Below are 18,942 nucleotides of genomic sequence, written 5' to 3' on the forward strand. Positions count from 1 at the left end.
AGATTATAAGTTTGTATATTTTTCGCTATTTCACATCGAAAACCATTAATTTTATTTTGAGTTTAAAGTGTTTAATCGGGCTTTCGCATGCGCACTTTCGGGATAGTATTCTGTGTTTTTTAGAAGTAGAGCCTTTGCCTGATCAATAAGGTCCTGACGCAAACAAACCGTTGCCAAAGTATCTAATAGCCATTCTTCTGGTATAACTGAATATCCCAAATTTTCAGACACCGATTTATAATGTCCTTCTATCAACTCAGGTGTTTTCATTAACTGTTTTACCGGCAACTTATAGCCTTCAAATACAAAACGTAAAGCATCATATTCGGCGGGGACAACCATACTACCATGGTCTTCGTTCTGATAAACAGAAAAACGATACCTCCATGAAGCTTGGTCTGAAAACTCTGAAAGCTTTTCATTAGCCTTTAAATTTGCGTTATGATGCTTTACTCCAGCGCCTGCATCAGTTGCTTTGGCCAATATTAGTGTTTTACCTTTATACCTATTATCCTGCAAATTCTGATTCATTTGGTTTAAAACAATTTCATTATCCCACCATAGGCTTGGATCCAAAGCAATATAAGCATTATATCGTTCCGGATGATTCACAAAGGTGTTCATTACAGCCAAACCTCCAAATGAATGACCTATTAATATTGAAAACTCGTTTGTGCGGTAGGTCTTATTAATTAGAGGTTTTAACTCATCTTCTATGTAATGCATGAAGACGCCATTGCCTCCACTGGTTGAAAAATCTGCCCGCTTCCAGTCTGCCGGAGTTTTCATGGTTGTTGGTGTTAGTTCTTTAGTACGATCTTTTTGCTGTATTCCAACCATAATCATTTCTGGCATATTTGCATACACCCCTCCAGACAATCTGTTACGCAATGCTACCAAAGTTTCAAAATGAGAATCGCCATCAAAAAAATAACACACCGGATACGTTTTTTTAGCATAAACCGTATCGTTGTAATGCTTAGGTAAACTCACCCAAAATTCCCGGCTTTCATTTAATACTTGTGATTCTAAAAAATATTTTTCACCAATTAGAATGGATTCCTGACCATAATGAACTGTAACATTAATTATTAATAGCACGAGAAAAATAAATGGTTTTTTCCCTATAGATTTTATAGACATATTTTTATGTTTTTATTTTTTTTAATCGAATACAAATATATAGATTTGCATTAATTTTATTTAGACTTATTTAAAATAATGTATTTTAGACTGCAATTTTTACTACTTTTTCTACTAGCTTATACCGTATTTGCACAAGAAAACAAAATACAAGGTGTCGTTACAGATGAAACCGGTTCTCCCCTTATTAATGTAGTTGTGTACAACCAAAAAACTTCAGAAAGCAGTTTTACTAATGAGCAGGGAAAATTTGAACTTTCAGCAGAACCCGGTAGTCATGCTTTAATTTTTACCATGGTTGGTTTTATTAAACAGAACAGAGAAGTAATTGTAAAAAATCAGTCCTTGGCTTCCTTACAAATTATCCTAAAACCAGACCCTTCATTCGCCTTAAATGACGTCCTTATTTTAGGAAAATCTAGTGTAAGACAGGTTGAAGAAACCGGATTTAACGTTGTAGCTATTGACGCCAAAGCTTTTCATAATTCTGCTGTAGATTTAACTAAAGTTTTGGAACAGGCTCCTGGAGTAAAAATACAACAGGAAGGTGGATTGGGCTCCCGAACTAATGTATCTATTAATGGACTTAGCGGACGACATGTTCGTTTTTTTATAGATGGCATGCCTATGGACGCGATGAGTTCAGCATTTCAAATCAATAATTTACCTGTAAATTTAGCTGACCGTATAGAGGTCTATAAAGGTGTAGTTCCTGTTAATTTCGGATCGGATGCACTTGGAGGGGCCATTAATATTGTCACTAAAAAAACTCCGGGAAGATATATAGATGCCTCTTACTCCTTTGGTTCGTTTAACACACATCAAACCTTTATTAATACAGGTTATACTTCAAAATCAGGTTTTACAGTACAGCTATCCGCCTTCCAGAACTATTCAGATAACGACTACTATGTCGATGCCACCATAAAAGATTTTGAAACTAACTTATTATCTAAAACCCCTCAACGAGTAAGACGTTTCCACGACATGTATCGCAACGAAACCCTAATTTCTAAAATAGGAGTGGTTAACAAAACCTTTGCCGATCAACTTCTATTTGGATTCACGCTTGGTAAAGAATACGATCAGATTCAGCACCCTGCTTATTTAAATCTGGCTTTTGGAGAAAAATACTATACTTCAAATATTGTTATGCCTTCGATTATGTATAACAAAAAGAATTTGTTTACCGGTGGCCTAGACTTTAACCTTGCTGCCAATTACAACTTTGGAGGAGGACATAATGTTGATGTATCTGATAAAGAATACAATTGGTTAGGCAATTGGATATACTCTAAATCTCCTGGGGAAGCTCAGTATTCAGACTATATATACAACGACCATAATGGTACTGTTAATGCAAATTTAAACTATAGCCTTACTGCAAACCACAGGTTTACAATAAATAATGTTAGCAACTTTTTTTCGAGACAAGGCGATGAACGTGTAGTTGAAGACGATTATATGAATGAAGAACCTCGTACCAATAACCGAAATATTTTAGGTATCAGTTTTAATAGTGACCTTAACGACAAGTTTAGTGTTTCAATATTTGGTAAAATGTATCATTATAAAGCTTCTGCTTATCTGGATTTATCAAACCAAAACGGTATAGACAATTTCCAAACAGTTACCAAAAAAGACACCAAATACGGCTATGGTACAACAGCAACTTACTTTTTAGGCCATTACTGGCAACTAAAAGCAAATTACGAGCTAACCTGCAGACTACCGGTTAGTAATGAATTATTTGGAGAAGTGTTTGGATTCTATTTAGCTAATTTCGATTTAAGGCCCGAAACCAGTCAGAACATAAATATAGGATTTAATTTCAACTATCCTTTTAAGCAAACCCATGTGTTTAGTACAGATGTAAATTTGTTTTATCGCAGAACAACAGATTTTATAAGACTGAATGTAAATTATTCTCAAGGTGAAGGCTCTTATGTCAATACCGAACTTGTAAAAACTCCTGGAATTGATGCCGAATTGCGCTATTCATACAGCGACAGGTTTAAGATTGGAGCTAGTGTTTCATATTTAAAACCGCAAAATTTCACAAAGGGTACCACCTATTATAAATCCATTTTACCCAATCAGCCCACATTTTTCTCTAATCTGGATGCTACGTATTTTATTAAAGACTTATGGTTAAATCAAAGTCAACTTGGCTTAAGCTACAACTTACAATTTGTAGATGAATTTCTGTACGATTATAGTACCTATCAAGCAGCGAACAGAGCATCTGTTCCTACCCAATTCAGCCACGATATATTTTTAACCTATTCCTGGAAAAACGGTAAGTACAATATGTCTGTAGATTGTAAAAATATATTCGACACTAAATTATATGACAATTTCAGTCTGCAAAAGCCAGGGCGCAGATTCTCACTTAAATTCCGATACTATTTTAATAAACTTTAAATAAATACAAATTCTAAATACTATGAAAACAAGAAAATTATTTTTAAATACTTTAATCACATCCACTCTGATATCTTCGGTTGCTTGCTCTAGCGATGACGATAATAATAACAGCGAAACCGGTGAACAAGCTACCAGTAAATATGTGGTTGCTGCTACTTCTGGCGATAACGATTATTTAGTTGGAGGTTCAGAAATATCTGCTTCTGCAATATACGATGCTACAGCTTCAACAGCCATTCAGTCTCCAGGAGACAGAACCTGGACATTTTATAACGACGATGTTGTTTACGGTTTTCTTTACAACCAGACCGATGCCGGCACAACCTCTTCTTATATTTTAGATGAAACTGGAAACATCGTAAAACGCAACGAACTGGCATTGGAAGTATCCATTCATACTCGAGGTGAAGTTAATGACCATTTAATTTTAGCCTATTCAGATCGTTTGAGATCTACAGACAAGCATTTTGGCTACTTCTACAAAGTTAATCCTGAAACTGATGCTTCTGAGTTCTTCACAGTAGACAACATGAATCTTTTAGAAGAAGGTGAAACAGCTTATTACACCGATATTGCAGAATATCAGAATCATTTAATCGTGGGTGCAAGATCTCTTAATTCAAGCAGTTTTTCTTCAAACTACTACAATAACACTTATATTATTGTTTTCAATTCAGATTTCACTGTTAAGCAAGTAATTAAAGATACCGGACGCACAGGTTTTGTTGCAGGACAATGGCGTTCACAAGGAGAAACGGGGCTTGAAGTTATCGATAACGGAGACCTTTATGTATTCTCATCCGGACAAACCAATTATGCCGATGCAGATGCAGTTACCGTTCCTTCCGGGGTTTTACGTATAAACGATGGTAACTGGGAGTTTGATAACGATTATTTCTTTGATATTACACAAGCTTCGAGCGGACATAATTTATTCAGAACTTATTATTTGGGCGGAACTACTTTTGTAGTAAGTATGTATCCTGGAAGTAACAGCAATGCGACTTTTGGAACAGATGCCGATCGTTTTGCTGTAATCGATGTGGCTACCCAAACCTTTAACTGGGTAACTGGCTTCCCAACAGCTCAAGGCATAGAAAACGATCCTTTCTCAATCGAAACACCTTTTATAGACAAAGACAACAAACAATTAGTAGTTCCTGTAACGACATCTGGTAACCAAAATTATTTATATATTATCAACCCAGAAACAGCACAAGCTAGTCAATCATCACAAGTTACTGCCGAAGGTATTAAAGCTGTAGGGATTTTAGAATACAAGAAATAGTCCCTTATTACCACTCATATAATACTCAAAATTGAGCTCCAATACTTTCGTATTGGAGCCTTTTTTATTGTTGAAATAATATTTAATCAAAAAAAATACCCTCAGAAAATTCTGAGGGTATTTGCTATATAAAAAAATTAAGTCCTATTTCTCTTCGTTAGCAACAAAAGCATCCATAACCTCTGCACTAACTCCCATATTACTAAAACCACCATCATTGTAAAGGTTTTGTAAAGTAACACGTCTTGTTAAATCACTAAACATAGCTACTGTATAATTCGCACAATCTAAGGCTGTAGCATTACCAAGAGGCGACATTTTATCGGCATAAGCAATAAAACCGTCGAAACCTTTTACACCCTGCCCAGCAGTTGTTGGTGTTGGCGATTGTGAAATAGTATTTACTCTTACTGTTTTTTCTTTCCCGAAGAAATATCCAAAACTACGAGCTATACTTTCTAAATACGCCTTATTATCGGCCATATCGTTATAGTCTGGGAATACACGTTGCGCAGCCATATAAGATAGAGCTACTATACTTCCCCACTCATTCATCGCGTCTTTTTGAAATAAAGTCTGCATTACTTTATGAAAAGATACCGCTGAAACATCCCAGCCTTTCCCCATCCACTCATGGTTTAAGTCGGTATAATGTCTTCCTTTTCTAACATTTACAGACATACCAATAGAATGCAATACAAAATCTATTTTTCCGCCTAAAATCTCCATAGATTTATCTACTAGATTCGCTAAATCTTCCATAGAAGTAGCATCTGCAGGGATAATTTGAGATCCTGTTTTTTCTGCCAATTCGTTAATTTGTCCCATACGCATAGCAATTGGTGCGTTAGTTAACACAAATTCTCCGCCTTCTTCATGAACACGTTCAGCAGTTTTCCAAGCAATAGAGTTTTCGTCTAAAGCTCCAAAAATAATTCCTTTTTTTCCCTTTAATAAATTATATGACATTCCGGTTAATTTTTATTAAGTTGATTTATATGCTATTAATTTGAATGCAAAGATACTACTAATTCAACAATTGTTTAGCATGTGCTAAAGCAGAACTTGATAATTCTAATCCGCCCAGCATTTGCGCTATTTCCACTACCCGATCTTCTCCGGATAATTCAATTAAATTAGATGTTGTTATCTGATTTACATCCTCTTTATAAACTTTTAAATGTGAATCGCCTTTGGCTGCTACCTGAGGTAAATGGGTAATAGCAAAGACCTGCATATTTTTACTCATTTGCTTCATTATACCTCCCATTTTGTTTGAAACTTCCCCAGAAACACCTGTATCTATTTCATCGAACATTATGGTTGGCAATTGCATATATTTAGACAGTACTGCTTTAATAGCAAGCATTATTCTGGATAATTCACCTCCAGAAGCCGCTTTATTTAAAGCTTTAAAACTACCGCCTTTATTGGCTGAAAACAGAAATTGAAGTACATCTTTACCATTTTCAAAATAGCCCTCGTCCAATGTAAGCGTTATATTAAACTGAGCATTTGGCATACCCAATTCCTGCAAGTACGCTTCCAGCTGTAATTTAAGATCTGGAATAATAGCTTGCCTTTTTTCGTGGATTTGCTTTCCTAAGCTATCCAGAACAGCAGTTTCTGCTGCAATCTGGTCTTGTAGTTTCTTAATATTTTTATCCAGATTTTCGGTAACACTCACTTTATCCTCTAATGAGTTCTGAATTTGAATAAGTTCTGTAATATCTGTAGCTAAATGTTTCTTTAATAAATTCTGAAGTAATTGCAAACGATTATTTACCTGCTCCAAACGATTTGGATCAGCTTCTAGAGCATCTTCAGACGCTTCTATTTCTGAAAAAATATCGTAAAGTTCTATTAAACTGCTATCTATTCGATTATATAATTCTTTATAATTCGCAGAAAACGACGCTATTTTACTAAAGCTCGCTTTTACCTCTGTCAAAATAGACAAAGCTCCTATTTGCTCGTCGTTTAACAGCTGATGCGATGCTACAATTTTTTCTTTAATAGCTTCTATATTGTCCAGCGTTTCATATTCCTCCTCTAAAGACTCCAACTCACCATCAACCAGTTTTGCTTCGATAAGTTCCTGTAATAAAAACGAATTATATTCGTGCTCTTTATTGGCTTCTGCCTGAAAATCACTTAGTTTTTTTAATTCCTTTTTAAACTGCTTGTAAGACTTTAAATGGGCTGAATAATCTAACAATTCCTGTTCTACACCTGCCAAGGCATCAATAACCTGAAACTGAAATTCATCATCAGTCATCTTTAAAGTTTGATGTTGTGAATGGATATCTATTAAACGCTCGCCCAATATTTGCAAGCTACTTAAAGTAACCGGCGTATCGTTTACAAAAGCCCGCGATTTTCCTGAAGGTAAAATTTCTCTGCGTATAATAGTCTGCTCCTCAAAATCTAAATCTTCCTGATCGAAAACCGATTTTAAATTATATCTGGCAATATCGAATACAGCTTCTATAACACACTTTTGACTATCGTCTTTTAAGGATGACAAGTCTGCGCGCTTTCCTAAAATTAAGGATAAGGCTCCAAGCAAGATAGATTTTCCTGCTCCGGTTTCTCCTGTAATAATCGTAAACCCTCCTTTGAAATTCGCCTGAAGATCATCAATTAAGGCATAGTTTTTTATAGATAAGGCTGTAAGCAAATTAAGAAGCTTTAAATTAAAGACCCCAAAGATAATTGAGATTTAATTTGTAATCAAACTAAAACTTGATATTTCTCCATTTACTGGAATAGGTTGGAGCAACGGTATTTAAAACATCAATTAATTCAGACACATTCACATTTGGTCCGTCAGAAAATATATCTTCTATTTCATCGCTTTTGGCATCGAAAAACACTCGTGCCAAAAAAGAATTTGGTCGGCGGTTATGCATCGTTGAAAACAAGTCCAAAGCACTTTCTATCTGTTGTTTTCCGCGCTTTACATCTTCACTCATCTGGTCTAAGCCATTACGATGATATCGATACATTACCTGTCTGAACTCTTTAAACGTAGGAGACATTAAATTATCTGTCAACATAAATCGGGTTTGCAAGCCGTCTTCTAGTTTCCAGCCTTTATAGCTTTCCTGCTGCGAATAATTTACAATAGTTTGGGCCTGTTTTAAAAACGCATCACCACCATTCTGCTCAAAGGTATCGGCATCCAAGCCTATAATCATATAGACATGAAACGCAAGTACCGAAATAAGATTGGATTGAAATTGTGTTGTACTAAAGTTTAAATTCTGATATTCCACATATCTGAATGTAAAATCCTTATCGTTAAAATTATAAACCGGAGTACTATAAGACGAGCCATAAACCGGTCTGGAAGACTGTACCTGCAACGTCGCCTTAAACACATCACTGGAATAATCCTGAACCGTAATAACCATACTGCAGTTAATACGCTCGTCAATTTTAAACCCTCGGTTAGTCCATTGCGTATTATTAATAAACTCTGTTAGTTGCTTTTCTAAAGTCTTAAATACCTGTACATTTTCATTTCCTGTTAGCTGGGCGTTAACCACAACATTACAATTAAGTTCCTGACCGAAGGCTACAGAAACGATGCTAAAAAAAAGTACGATAAATACGTTACGCATGGAGTTTATTTATAATTTGGGTTAAAAGATCTTGAGCCACTTCTGCCTTTGGTTTTAAATCGCATGACGTAATATTGTCAAATTCATCAATAAACGTTACTTTATTGGTATCTGATTTAAAACCGGCCCCCTTATCTTTTAATGAATTTAAAACTATTAAATTTAAATGTTTACGTTTTAATTTGTCTTTGGCATGTTCCAGTTCGTTATTGGTCTCTAAGGCAAACCCTACTAAAAACTGATGAGTTTTAATATCTCCCAGAGAAGCCAGTATATCCTTAGTTTTTTCCAACTCTAGAGTTAACGTACTTCCTGCCTTTTTTATTTTCTGACTGGCCACATTTTTGGGTCTGTAGTCGGCAACAGCTGCCGACAAGATTGCCACATCAACCTGATTAAAATAGGCGTGTGCGGCATCATACATTTCCTGTGCACTAATAACAGGAATTAATTTAACCCTGCTATGATCAAGCTTTTCGTTTGTTGGCCCCGATATTAAAACAACCTCAGCTCCAAGATTTGCTGCTGCTTTGGCTATTTCAAATCCCATTTTCCCGCTGGAATGATTTCCTATAAAACGGACAGGATCTATAGCCTCGTAAGTTGGCCCGGCAGTTATCATTATTTTTTTACCGTATAAAGGTAATTGCCCTAAAATATGTTGTTCTATAAATGCAACAATATCTTCCGGTTCGGCCATACGTCCTTCTCCTACCAAGCCACTTGCTAATTCACCGCTTGTTGCCGGAATCATAATATTACCAAATCCCTGTAGTATATCAAAAGAGGATTTTGTTGATGGATGCTTGTACATATCCAAGTCCATTGCCGGAGCAAAATATACCGGACATTTAGCAGAAAGGTAGGTTGCTAACAATAAATTATCGCAGGTACCATGTGCCATTTTAGACATGGTATTCGCTGTAGCCGGTGCAACAATCATTAAATCGGCCCAAAGCCCGAGTTCTACATGACTGTTCCATTCTGCATTATCGTCATCTTCATTAAAAAATGAAGATTCTACCGGATGTTTTGAAAGCGTAGATAAGGTTAAGGGGGTAATAAAATCTTTAGAAGCAGGTGTCATAACTACTTTTACGTCTGCACCTGCTTTTATAAATAACCTTACTAATGAAGCTGTCTTATAAGCAGCAATACCAGCACTAATGCCAAGAAGTATATTTTTGCCACTTAATATAGACATAGTATATGTTTTACTGAGCGTCTTCCTCTGTGTTTCTGTAATACACTTTATTATCTAACCACTCTTGTACCGCTAAAGCATGTGGTTTAGGTAATTTTTCGTAAAATTTAGACACTTCAATTTGCTCTTTATTTTCGAAGATTTCTTCTAAACTGTCGTTATAAGTAGCAAACTCTTCTAATTTCTCAATTAACTCCTTTTTAATTTCGGTGTTAATCTGGTCTGCTCTTCTAGAAATAATTGAAATTGCTTCATAAATATTTCCTGTAGGTTCATCTACTTTATTTCTGTTATACGTAATTGTATTTACAGGAGCATTGATTTTCTTTAAATCCATTATATTAACTTTTAGTGCTATAATTTTTTAACTCTTCAACTAAATCGTTATGCATATTGTCTACACTTGCCGTGTATTGCGAATCGGCATAACCTTTTTTAAATGTTTTATAATAATCTTCTGCGGCTACAAGGCGTTCTTCCTTTAGGTACTCCACACTGTTCATTGCCAATTTATAAGCAGCATCTAACCGGTAGTACATAGCGTCTTCTCTATATACAGAGCCCGGAAATTCGAACATAAAATTGTCGAACGATTTTATAGAAGATTTATAATCTGATATTGTATTGTATTGCTTTGCGATTTCGAACGCTTTCTTCTCTAATTTGGTGTCCAGTTCTTTAATATATCCATTCGCTTCTCCAATATACTGCGATTTAGGGAATGCATTAATAAACAACTGTAATTTTTCTATAGCCTCCTTGGTTTCTGTCTGGTCTTTACTGTAAACCGGAGACAACATATAGTAACTTTTCGCACTTAAAAACGAGGCTTCTTCCAGTTTTTCACTCTTTGGATAAGAATCCGCAAAACGTTCAAACTGATAACCTGCTACGTAATAATCTTTCATCTCGTAGTAGGTTTGAGAATACATAAACATTAACTTTTCAGCTTGTGGCTTCCCTCTGTAACTCGGTACAATCTGAGAAAACAATCTGTTGGCTTTCGCAGCTTTGCCCTCATTATAAAGGTCTTCACCCATTTTAAATTTCAAACCAATATCTTCCGATTTTAAGGCCTTTTGATATTCGCTACACGAACTTAATAAAACAGATGCTGTAAGTATGTATAAAAATTTCCTCATAGTTTTTAAACAGAATGCAAAAATAAGCTATTCTAATTGATTTTAAAAATAATATTTTTATGCTAAAATAATGGTTGTAATAAGGTTATAATTAGGTTTAAGTAATTTTTAACTTTTACAAAAGTCCATAAAAAAACAGGCATGAATTTACTGTTTTTTTCATGCCTGTTTTAAAAAAATTAAAGAGTTTCTACAAACGCTTTAATTTTATCTTTTAATCCGGATGTTGCTTCTACCAATGGCAATCTAACCGAAGCATTGCACAAACCTAAAGCTTCGAAAACGGCTTTTATTCCCGCCGGATTATTTTCTTCAAATATATATCCGATAACATCCATTAAAGTATAATGAATCGCATAAGCTTCTTTGGCTTTACCTTCTAAACCTAACTGAATCATTTTTGAAAACTGAGCTGGAATGGCCTGACCAATTACAGAAATTACACCAGCCCCACCTGCTAAAACAACACCTAAAGCTAAATCATCATCCCCAGAGATAATTAAAAAGTCTTCCGGTTTATTTTTAAGTAGCTTTAAATACTGACCAATATTGTTACCTGCCTCTTTTACCGCAACTATATTTTTAAAATCGTTAGCTAGCCTAAGCGTGGTTTCAGGTAACATATTAGAAGCTGTTCTTCCTGGCACATTGTATAAAATTACAGAAACAGGACAAGCTTCTGCCACAGCTTTGAAGTGCTGATAAACGCCTTCTTGAGTTGGTTTACTATAATAAGGAGATACAGAAAGGATAGCTTCAAATGCACTTAAATCTGTGTTTTTAATTTCTTCTACAACCTGTGCTGTATTATTACCACCAATACCTAAAACCATAGGCACTCGCCCATTATTAGCTGCCGATACCGTAGCAATTATAGCCTGTTTTTCTTCCTTAGTAACAGTAACACTCTCTCCTGTAGTCCCCATTATAACTAAATAATTGGTACCATTTTCAATATTAAAATTAACAATGTTTGTTAATGCATCATGATCTACACTTAGATCGTTCTTAAAAGGGGTTACAAGAGCAACTCCCGTACCCATTAATTTACTGTTCATCTCTTTTTAAATTCGTTTTAATATACTTAGGTATTTTAAAAGCTCACTTTTAAACACCTCAAAAGCTTTGGAATCTGTTGCTATAATCAGATCGTTAAGCTTTGGTTCCTCCTGTAAAACACCAATTTTAAACTTTGCCTCAGACATTGCTGTAAGTAACTTTAAATGCAAATCGTCTTTAAAATAATAGCTTATTAAAGCATCGAAAGGCGTATTTAAAAAGGCTTTTAATTCGGCAGTTTTTATTTGTCCTTTCCAGTCAAAATCATCTTCTGAAAATACCGGACAAAGACCTTGCTCATAATCTTTCGCTGTATTAAAGGCAACAACTTTAAACTTTACCGAATTAATTTTTAAGGTTTTAGATAAATTTTCTAAGGTCTCAACTTGTGAAATTTCGCTATAATCCAGAATAACCCCCAAACTTTCAATAGGTTTGGAATTATCTGTCAAGACACGGTTTTCTAACAATTTATTAAAATACTTTTTAATAGATTTTTCCTTAAAACCTTTTAAAATCATTTATCTTTAAACTTTGGTGCAAAGGTAGCAAAAACTATAACCTTACCTTATTAAATTTTACAAGTTTAATTATGAATTTTAAACACCTTATTTTTGGCTTTTTAGCCCTTACTTTTCTCGGTTGTAAGTCTGATAAATTCAAATTAGTTAAAATTGAAGGCAATCAGATAGAAATAAGTGATTCTCTGAAACTCGACCAGGATCTCAGTGACTTTATTAAGCCTTATCACGATCACTTAAAAAAAGAATTAGATAGTGTTTTAGCCTATTCTCCACAAACCTATACAAAAGACGACGGCGAATACAATACTGCTATTGGAAACTTAATTGCAGATATTATTTACGAAGAAGGCAATCCTGTTTTTAAAAGTAGAACCGGACATGATATAGATTTGGTTATTCTGAACCACGGAAGCATTAGAGCCCCGATTTCTAAAGGTAATATTACCCTAAGCACCGCATACGAAATCATGCCTTTTGAAAACAACATTGTTGTAGTTGCTGTTAAGGGAAAAAATATTATTGATGCCACAAGGTATTTAAGTAAATCGAAAAAAGCCCATCCTATATCTAAATTAAAACTTGCTATTAACAGCAATCAAGACATACTTGAAGCCTCAATAAATGGCAAAAATATAGATCAGGAAAAGACATATTATGTCGCTACAAACGACTATTTATACAATGGCGGAGACCATATGACGTTTTTTAAACCAAACGACTCTGCCTATATCCTACATTATAAAGTAAGGAATGCCATGATAGATTACTTTACCAAGGCAGATACTATAAATCCGGTTATAGACAACAGATTTATTAAAATCAATTAATACGAAAAACCATGAAACGTAGAGCTTTTTTACAATCGACAACAGCAGCTACTTCATTATTAGCCTTAGGCGGACTAGGATTATCTTCTTTCGCTACAGCCTCATCCACAAAAAAGATTACCATACTACACACCAACGATGTCCACAGCCATATAGATCCGTTTTTACCAACCGATGGCACCAATGCTAATAAAGGTGGTGTAGCCCGTAGAGCTACATTAATAGATACTATCCGAAAAGAAAACCCTAACACATTGCTTCTGGATGCCGGAGATATTTTCCAGGGCACCCCGTACTTTAATTTTTATGGCGGCGAATTGGAGTTTAAACTCATGAGTAAATTAAAATATGATGCGGCCACTATTGGCAATCATGATTTTGACAATGGTATAGATGGTTTATATGCGCAACTTCCACATGCAGACTTTCCGTTTTTAATTGCCAATTACGATTTTTCAAATACCATAATGGACACGCACACGAAGCCTTACAAAGTATTTGTAAAGGACGGAATAAAAATAGGTGTTTTTGGAGTTGGTATTCAACTGGAAGGTTTAGTTGATCCCGCTTTATACAAAGAAACGGTTTATCGTGACCCAATAGAAACGGCTCAGGACATGAGCCGCGTCTTAAAAGAACAGGAACAATGCGATTTAGTCATTTGCTTGTCTCATTTAGGATACAATTACAGCTACCCGGACAAACCAAGCGATTTAAAAATGGCAGCTGCTACAAAAGACATTGATCTTATTATTGGAGGACACACGCATACTTTTTTAACAAAACCTACAGTAGTTAAAAATAGTATTGGAGAAAACATGCTTGTAAATCAAGTAGGATGCTACGGTATTAATCTGGGAAGAATAGATTTCTATTTCGATACTGATAAAAACAAAGCTGCAAACGGAAAATCAATTATTGTATAAAAAAAGCGTCTGTAATCAAGACTTTACATGCACCGTTTTTAGCCTGGGCATAACCCCAATAACAACCGACTCATAGAAAAAGAGGAAGGCACACACAAAGAATGCGTAACCTAAAATATTTAGCAGAGACACTTCAGCTACATAAAAAAAGGCATATTGGATAAGCTCTGAAAACACTAAACAAGTTGCTCCTACAAAAAGCAACAACGCTTTTTTGTTATCTCTGTATAAATAATTTAAAAATGCAAACGTGAGCACAAACAACACCACGGTATTGTAGATAAACTCAAACATTATAGACATTCCACTTAAATCCAGGCTTACAATAGAATATAAAACATAGAGCAAATAACAGTTTAAACTAAACAATATCAACAGGGTAAACTTAAACTCTTTTAGCACATATCTTAAATTCAACCGGTTTAACAAGCCCAGAACAAAACATAAATACGCAATTAAATACAGAAGATTTCCCAGATAATACTCAAAATTCACGGGCAAGTACGGACCTACAAATGTTAGCAACTCCGAGACAGAAAACAAAACCAAAAATAACGTAAAAAGTGTTTTACGTCTGTTAATACTAACAAAATACCAAACCGTAATACTAGGAACTATTAAAGCCTTAACCATTGCCGCTGCATAATGGTCATACTTCATTTCTAAAAACACAAACAGGACGCTAAGCGCAATTATAAATCCCATTAGAAACTGTGTCTTCCTCATTTTAATATTTAGTTAGATTGTTAAAATATTAATAATCGTTCAAATATTAAAATGTTTTATCAATTTTCCAAAGATTTAAATATTCTCAAAAATTAAAAACTTAATTTATCATTTCAAGAAATTCCCCCTCTGTTAATAGGGTAATTCCTAATTGTTCTGCTTTTTTTAGTTTACTTGGTCCCATTTTATCTCCCGCCACAACATAACTTGTTTTAGAAGAAATCGAACTACCAACTTTTCCTCCGTTATCTTCTATCAGTTTTTTTAACTCATCTCTGGACACAGAAGTAAATACACCCGAAACCACAAAAGTGTTTCCTGCCAAAACATCGGATTGATTTGCCAGATCCTCCTCAGAAACTTCTAGTTGCACTCCAAAATGTTTCAAACGTTCTATAATCAGTTTGTTTGGTTCTGAATCAAAAAACTCCACGACACTTTTTGCTATCTTAACCCCTATTTCATCTACATTCACTAATGTATCTTCCGAAGCCTGAGCTATAGCATCTATAAATTTAAAATGTTTCACCAGTTTTTTTGCTACAGTTTCTCCTACATATCGAATTCCCAAAGCATATAACACCCGTTCGAATGGCACTTGCTTAGATTGCTCTATACCATTAATAAGATTCTCTGCACTTTTCTCGGCCATACGCTCCAAAGGCAACACATCGGTTTTACTCAACTCATATAAATCGGAATAATTTTTAATTAAGCCCGCGTTAACCAGCAAAGCAACAGTTTCTCCTCCCAGCCCTTCTATATCCATGGCCTTTCGGGAAATATAATGTTGAATTCTTCCTATTATCTGTGGTTTACACCCGTTATAATTCGGGCAATAATGCTGTGCCTCACCTTCCTGCCTTACCAATTCGGTATGACATTCAGGGCAATGGGTTATATATTGAGTTGGAACCGAATTTTGTGGACGCTGAGACAAATCCACCGCAATAATTTTTGGTATAATCTCCCCTCCTTTCTCCACAAAAACCTCATCACCTTCACGTATATCCAGCTTAGCAATCTGATCGGCATTATGCAAAGAAGCACGCTTTACCGTGGTTCCCGCCAATTCTACCGGCTCTAAATTTGCAACCGGCGTAATCGCTCCGGTACGACCAACCTGATAGGTAATTTCTTTAAGACGCGTTGACACCTGTTCGGCTTTAAACTTATAAGCAATAGCCCAACGCGGCGCCTTCGCCGTGTACCCTAACTCTTCCTGTTGTTGTAAACTATTAACCTTTACAACAACTCCATCGGTTTCATACGGCAGATTATGCCTGTTTACATCCCAATAAGCAATAAACTCAAAAACCTCTTCTATTGAGTGTACTAATTTAGCAGCCGAAGGCACTTTAAACCCCCAGTTTCTGGCTTTCTGCAAACCTTCTATCTGCGACTGAATATTTAAATCTCTACCAGTTATATTATAAAGTAAACATTCTAACGGACGTTTAGCAACCTCGCTACTATCCTGAAGCTTTAAACTTCCCGAAGCTGTATTTCTTGGATTTCTATAAGGCTCTTCACCGATTTCGATACGCTCCTCGTTCATTTTATTAAATCCTTCGAAAGGCAATATAATCTCCCCACGGATATCAAACTTATCAGGATACTCTCCTTTTAACTGCAATGGCACAGACTTAATAGTCTTAATATTTGTAGTTACCTCATCTCCCTGAACACCATCTCCTCGAGTAACTGCTTTTACAAGCTGACCATTTTCGTAAGTCAGACTAATTGAAGCCCCATCATACTTTAATTCACAGGTATACGACACCTCTCCATCTATAGCTTTTTTAACCCGTTGTTCCCAGGCCAGAAGATCTTCCTTAGAATAGGAGTTATCCAGAGAATACATACGATAATCGTGCACTACTGTATTAAACTTTTTAGTTACCTCACCACCTACACGCTGAGTTGGAGAATTAGGATCGGCAAACTCCGGATGCTTCGCTTCCAGCTCCTGAAGCGTATTCAGCTTCATATCGAATTCAAAATCGCTTATTTCACTCTCATCTAAAACATAATACTTGTAATTGTATTCGTTTAATTCGTCACGCAATTGCTTAATCTGAGCTTCAATATTCATACTTACAGTCGTTCTTTATTTAACCATTTAGGAGCCGGTAAAGGCTTGTAATTATTCATCTTTTCCAATAATCCGTCTATTGTATCATCAACAACAACGGCGTCTAAATTTTCCTGTTTTAAAAACCCACGAGAAACCATTGTTTTACAATAGTCAAGCAAATGATCAAAAAAACCATTTACATTTAAAATCCCAATAGGCTTGGTATGCAGACCTAATTGCCCCCAGGTAGTGATTTCAAAAAATTCGTCCATAGTTCCAAATCCACCTGGCAAGACCATAAACCCATCTGACTTTTCATACATAATAACTTTACGTTTATGCATATTATCTGTAACAATTAACTCTGTTACATCTGGATTAACAATTTCCTTAGTCATTAAAAACTCAGGAATAACACCTATAATGCCACCTTTATTATCGGTTACACCCCGGGCAACCTCGCCCATGATTCCTAGTTTTGAAGCCCCATACACCAAGTCGATTTTCCTTTTAGCAAAAGTCTGTCCTAACAAATAAGCTTCATTTATTATGTCTGGATCATGTCCTTTACTCGAACCACAAAAAACAGCTACAGATTTCATATTTTATTTATTCCTTTTATCATTCTATGTTTTTTAAACATATCCCGCTTTAATTCTACATCTTTAAAATTATGAGCAATCAGCAAAGCTACCATTTCTTCCCCTAAAAACTCATTGATTTCGAAAAACAACATTCCATTAACCACTAAATTTCGTTCGGCCAGTTGCGTTATTGCATTATAAAATATAAGTGGTTCCTGATCTTCGACAAACAAAGCCAAATGTGGTTCATACTCCAACACATTAGCTCGCATAAGTGCCTTTTCCTGCACACGAACGTATGGCGGATTAGACACTATTATATCGAATGGCAAAGTAAAGTCTTCAATAATAGTAGGGTCTACTGTTAAAATATCGGCATGAATAAAATGCACCTCTACATTATTCAACTCAGCATTTTGCTCAGCCACTTTAATTGCTTCCTTACTTACATCTACTCCAAAAACTTCGGCCTCCTTAAAATGTTTTGCCAAAGCAATAGCAATACACCCACTACCTGTACCAATATCTAAAATACGCAGCGAAGCCTTATTATTTTCTCTCTGCGAATCTATAATCCAGCTTACCAGTTCTTCAGTTTCAGGTCTGGGAATTAACACTGATGAATTCACATTAAATTCCATTCCGAAAAACTCTGTAGTTTTTAATATATACTGAATAGGTACATGCTGATTTAAAGATTCCAGATCCAGAAACAATGTATTTGCTTGCTCTTCAGACACTGTCATTTCTGGCTCCAAAGCCAGTTTTATTCGTTTTATATTAAAATATTTGCCGCATAACAACCAAAAGAAATGATTTACTTCCTCTCTGCCGTAATGAGCATCTAAAGTATCATGGAACTTATTTTGAATATCTTTTAATCTCATAATTCTTTTATCATCCACACGTTACAGGAATAATGTCCGGTTTCTCCCATTGGAGCATCTAAATTTTTAAATCCTGTTTTTCTGTAAAGTTTTGTAGCATCTACCATATAAGGCAAAGTTTCAAGATAGCATTTTTTATACCCTAAATCCTTAGCCTTTTGCAAGCAGGTTTCCATCATAAATGAACCTACACCCAGCCCTCTCGCCTCCTTTAAAAAGTACATCTTCTGCAATTCGCAGGTATCCCTCTCTCCCTTTAAAGGTCCAACTCCGGCGCCACCAACAATCCGTCCTTGTTTTAGCACCACAAAATATATCGATTTTGAGCTATTATAAGCACTAAACATATCATTCAAGGCTAAATCCTCGTATGCCGTACCTACTTTTGGCGCTCCCGATTCCACTAAAACTTCACGAATGACATCTGCGACCTGCTGATTATCTTGAGTTTGAATTTCTCTTATCTCGAAATGGCTCATCCCCATTTTTAATGTTATTTTTG

The 18,942-nt window shown here is 35.5% G+C and carries 18 protein-coding genes; 4 read left to right on the forward strand and 14 right to left on the reverse strand.

Annotated features, from left to right (window positions below):
- Positions 1-51 precede the first annotated feature (51 nt).
- A complete protein-coding gene (locus I3217_RS08165; RefSeq protein ID WP_435049265.1) occupies positions 52-1,143 on the reverse strand; it encodes an alpha/beta hydrolase in 1,092 nt (363 codons plus the stop codon).
- Between the two features lie 78 nt (positions 1,144-1,221).
- Here I3217_RS08165 and I3217_RS08170 point away from each other — a divergent pair, with 78 nt between their 5' ends.
- Positions 1,222-3,567: a TonB-dependent receptor domain-containing protein gene (locus tag I3217_RS08170; RefSeq protein WP_435049266.1), complete on the forward strand. Its 2,346-nt coding sequence runs from the start codon at positions 1,222-1,224 to the stop codon at positions 3,565-3,567.
- Between the two features lie 22 nt (positions 3,568-3,589).
- Positions 3,590-4,858 (forward strand): DUF4374 domain-containing protein, encoded by a 1,269-nt coding sequence (locus I3217_RS08175; protein ID WP_435049267.1) that lies wholly within the window; start codon positions 3,590-3,592, stop codon positions 4,856-4,858.
- A gap of 144 nt (positions 4,859-5,002) precedes the next feature.
- On the opposite strand, the gene I3217_RS08180 is transcribed toward I3217_RS08175, so the two are convergent.
- From I3217_RS08180 to I3217_RS08215, 8 genes are all read right to left on the reverse strand, one after another.
- Positions 5,003-5,827 (reverse strand): enoyl-ACP reductase FabI, encoded by an 825-nt coding sequence (locus I3217_RS08180; protein WP_435049268.1) that lies wholly within the window; start codon positions 5,825-5,827, stop codon positions 5,003-5,005.
- 58 nt (positions 5,828-5,885) lie between these two features.
- Positions 5,886-7,538 carry a DNA repair protein RecN gene (gene recN, locus I3217_RS08185; protein ID WP_435049269.1) on the reverse strand — a complete coding sequence of 551 codons (1,653 nt, stop codon included), beginning with the start codon at positions 7,536-7,538 and terminating at the stop codon, positions 5,886-5,888.
- A gap of 58 nt (positions 7,539-7,596) precedes the next feature.
- Positions 7,597-8,484 (reverse strand): DUF4835 family protein, encoded by an 888-nt coding sequence (locus I3217_RS08190; protein ID WP_435049270.1) that lies wholly within the window; start codon positions 8,482-8,484, stop codon positions 7,597-7,599.
- Positions 8,477-9,688, reverse strand: coding sequence for a bifunctional phosphopantothenoylcysteine decarboxylase/phosphopantothenate--cysteine ligase CoaBC (coaBC, locus tag I3217_RS08195; protein ID WP_435049271.1), 1,212 nt, complete (start codon positions 9,686-9,688; stop codon positions 8,477-8,479). Before coaBC ends, I3217_RS08190 begins: the two co-directional genes overlap by 8 nt.
- A gap of 10 nt (positions 9,689-9,698) precedes the next feature.
- A complete protein-coding gene (locus I3217_RS08200) occupies positions 9,699-10,025 on the reverse strand; it encodes a DNA-directed RNA polymerase subunit omega (RefSeq protein ID WP_435049272.1) in 327 nt (108 codons plus the stop codon).
- A gap of 4 nt (positions 10,026-10,029) precedes the next feature.
- Complete coding sequence (locus I3217_RS08205; RefSeq protein ID WP_435049273.1) at positions 10,030-10,830, reverse strand: outer membrane protein assembly factor BamD; 801 nt, start codon at positions 10,828-10,830, stop codon at positions 10,030-10,032.
- Positions 10,831-11,009: 179 nt separating this feature from the next.
- Positions 11,010-11,888, reverse strand: a complete 879-nt coding sequence (gene dapA / locus I3217_RS08210; RefSeq protein WP_435049274.1) for a 4-hydroxy-tetrahydrodipicolinate synthase — start codon at positions 11,886-11,888, stop codon at positions 11,010-11,012.
- A gap of 6 nt (positions 11,889-11,894) precedes the next feature.
- Positions 11,895-12,410: a DUF6913 domain-containing protein gene (locus tag I3217_RS08215; RefSeq protein WP_435049275.1), complete on the reverse strand. Its 516-nt coding sequence runs from the start codon at positions 12,408-12,410 to the stop codon at positions 11,895-11,897.
- Positions 12,411-12,481: 71 nt separating this feature from the next.
- Between I3217_RS08215 and I3217_RS08220 the strand changes: the two genes are divergently transcribed.
- The gene (locus I3217_RS08220) at positions 12,482-13,240 is read left to right on the forward strand and encodes a 5'-nucleotidase C-terminal domain-containing protein (protein WP_435049276.1); all 759 of its coding nucleotides are present in this window, start codon (positions 12,482-12,484) and stop codon (positions 13,238-13,240) included.
- Positions 13,241-13,251: 11 nt separating this feature from the next.
- Positions 13,252-14,166, forward strand: coding sequence for a bifunctional metallophosphatase/5'-nucleotidase (locus tag I3217_RS08225; RefSeq protein ID WP_435049277.1), 915 nt, complete (start codon positions 13,252-13,254; stop codon positions 14,164-14,166).
- A gap of 15 nt (positions 14,167-14,181) precedes the next feature.
- Here the strand turns inward: I3217_RS08225 and I3217_RS08230 are convergent, their stop codons facing one another.
- The 5 genes from I3217_RS08230 to I3217_RS08250 form a co-directional block, all read right to left on the reverse strand.
- Entirely contained in the window at positions 14,182-14,892 is a 711-nt protein-coding gene (locus I3217_RS08230) for a hypothetical protein (RefSeq protein ID WP_435049278.1), read from the reverse strand.
- A 100-nt stretch (positions 14,893-14,992) separates the two neighbouring features.
- Positions 14,993-16,987: an NAD-dependent DNA ligase LigA gene (gene ligA / locus I3217_RS08235; RefSeq protein ID WP_435049279.1), complete on the reverse strand. Its 1,995-nt coding sequence runs from the start codon at positions 16,985-16,987 to the stop codon at positions 14,993-14,995.
- Positions 16,988-16,989: 2 nt separating this feature from the next.
- Positions 16,990-17,571: a TIGR00730 family Rossman fold protein gene (locus I3217_RS08240; RefSeq protein ID WP_435049280.1), complete on the reverse strand. Its 582-nt coding sequence runs from the start codon at positions 17,569-17,571 to the stop codon at positions 16,990-16,992.
- A complete protein-coding gene (gene prmC / locus I3217_RS08245) occupies positions 17,568-18,440 on the reverse strand; it encodes a peptide chain release factor N(5)-glutamine methyltransferase (RefSeq protein WP_435049281.1) in 873 nt (290 codons plus the stop codon). Before prmC ends, I3217_RS08240 begins: the two co-directional genes overlap by 4 nt.
- Positions 18,437-18,919, reverse strand: a complete 483-nt coding sequence (locus I3217_RS08250) for a GNAT family N-acetyltransferase (protein WP_435049282.1) — start codon at positions 18,917-18,919, stop codon at positions 18,437-18,439. The genes prmC and I3217_RS08250 overlap by 4 nt, the downstream gene beginning before the upstream one ends.
- Positions 18,920-18,942 lie beyond the last annotated feature (23 nt).

The sequence above is a fragment of the Formosa sp. S-31 genome (genome assembly GCF_051172795.1).
Taxonomy (GTDB): Bacteria; Bacteroidota; Bacteroidia; order Flavobacteriales; family Flavobacteriaceae; genus Formosa.